We start from the raw sequence: 983 nt of genomic DNA, 5'->3' as shown, positions 1-983 counted from the left end.
AAGTTCCCGCAGGGTCTCCGTATCGACTTTCGGGAATTCCGCCTTGCCGCGTCTTTTCCGCAGCGCCCTGTAAAGGTTTGCGGCCAGATCCTCACAGGCGCCCCGTGAACAGGCGAGCAGTCCGCCTGCCAGAACGGTCTTTCCATCTGACGGCACAAGGCGCGCTGCAATCCGGTCCCACTGTCTGAGCGTCCGGGTGGCGGTGCCTTCATGCACGAGAACGGGCTCGCCACCCCGCAGCAGGTCACGCGCCATGAAGCTCTGGCCGGGTCTGATGTCCGAGACTTCATACAGGCTCATGACAGAAGCCCTGAGCGCACGCATATAGGCGCTGTTGCGCGGCCCTTCCTTCCAGCCCCGGCGTTTCAGATAGACGTCAACGATGTTCCGACCATCGTCCCGGTCCTGCCCGAGAAAATCCTCGAAGGCACAGCCCCACAGCGTCATGGCGACGTCGGGGCCGATCATCTCCGCCAGATCCTCGAACGTGATGTCGCCTGCTTCCAGCGCCGGACCGATGTGATCGCCGAGCACTTCCGCGAAACGGTCCTGCCAGTCATCCTGACCGAGATATCTGATCAGTCCCGTGAGTTCGTCTGCGGCCATGAGGCTTTCCTGCTACTCCGGTTATGGACAGCAGAGGGAGAGACTGTCCTGACTCGACAAGGCAGGATCATACCCTGAAACAGGCGACAGGATGCCCCTTCCCGCCTTCACGCATTTGTGACATTCGACAAAAACGCGCCGCATTACCTTTCCGTCTGTTTCCTATGTGTTTCCTACGGAGTGATTCAGGCACAAAAAAAGCCACCCTTCTGGATGGCTTTTCTCTTGTCTTTTCAGACGTTTATATCTGGTTGCGGGGATAGGATTTGAACCTATGACCTTCAGGTTATGAGCCTGACGAGCTACCGGGCTGCTCCACCCCGCGGTTGTTTGGGGAGACTGGAAGACCTGGCGGCGACCGACTTTCCCGTGCCTTA

The 983-nt window shown here is 58.8% G+C and carries 1 tRNA gene and 1 pseudogene; both read right to left on the bottom strand.

Features of this window, described 5'->3' with window-relative positions:
• Positions 1 to 606: pseudogene (locus CFR79_RS15480) on the bottom strand (hypothetical protein); the annotation flags it as partial.
• Positions 607 to 854: 248 nt separating this feature from the next.
• Positions 855 to 931, bottom strand: a tRNA-Met gene (locus tag CFR79_RS15475).
• Between the last annotated feature and the right edge of the window lie 52 nt (positions 932 to 983).

It is taken from the genome of Komagataeibacter saccharivorans (genome assembly GCF_003207825.1).
Taxonomy (GTDB): Bacteria; Pseudomonadota; Alphaproteobacteria; order Acetobacterales; family Acetobacteraceae; genus Komagataeibacter; species Komagataeibacter saccharivorans.
The sequence above is the reverse complement of the archived record's forward strand: the minus strand, read 5'-3'. Positions and strand labels throughout refer to the sequence as shown.